A 624-nucleotide genomic window follows, 5' to 3' on the forward strand; every position below is an offset into this window, starting at 1 on the left:
CCTTTGCAAGCGTATGCGCAAGGGCGGGACTTGAATCGAGCAAGTGATACGCTATTCTGCCCGCGCTTTTTTTACCGATGCCGGGAAGTTTTGAAAATAGAGTTATAAGCCTGTCGAGGGCGTTAGGTGTCACATAACCCCCGGAAAACCGGGGATATTCAAGCCTCCGGTCATTGCGGCGGCTTCAGCGCTTACCGCTTCTTTTACCTTTGCCATGCCATCCGTAAAAGCCGCCATTATCAAATCCTGAAGCATTTCCGTATCTGCGCCATTAACCGCCTGTGGGGCAATTCGTACCGCAAGCACTTCCAATTTTCCGTTAATGTCAATCTCCACAAGGCCGGCGCCGGCAGCGCCCGTCTTAATAATGTTGCCGAGTTTTTCCTGAAAACCGCTCATTTGTTCCTGAATTTTTTGAGCGTTTTTTAATATGTCAAATGGATTCATATTCACTCCATATTTTTTAGTTTTTACTCCCAGGGACTTTAGTGTCCGAAACTTTAGTTTCGGACACTAAAGTCCCCGGGATCACAGAAAGAACATTTTCAACTTCGGGCGGAATTTTGCTTTCCGGGTTACGCGCCGACTCCCACATTGGAACGTCTTCTTCATCGGGTAAAGAGG

Annotated in this window: 1 protein-coding gene and 1 pseudogene; both read right to left on the reverse strand. The window is 47.8% G+C overall.

All coding sequences use genetic code 11. From position 1 onward, the window contains the following. Positions 1-133, reverse strand: a pseudogene (locus tag ACYVRH_RS14065) (recombination mediator RecR); the annotation flags it as partial. Beyond that, on the reverse strand, positions 130-447 hold the full coding sequence (locus tag ACYVRH_RS14070) for a YbaB/EbfC family nucleoid-associated protein (RefSeq protein WP_461257506.1): 318 nt from the start codon (positions 445-447) through the stop codon (positions 130-132). The pseudogene ACYVRH_RS14065 and the gene ACYVRH_RS14070, both read right to left, overlap by 4 nt. Positions 448-624 lie beyond the last annotated feature (177 nt).

The organism is Treponema sp. R80B11-R83G3 (assembly GCF_054786115.1).

What these genes read in the sequence shown, in the direction of transcription:
- ACYVRH_RS14070 (WP_461257506.1), bottom strand. Translation starts at nt 447, where the DNA reads ATGAATCCATTTGACATATTAAAAAACGCTCAAAAAATTCAGGAACAA.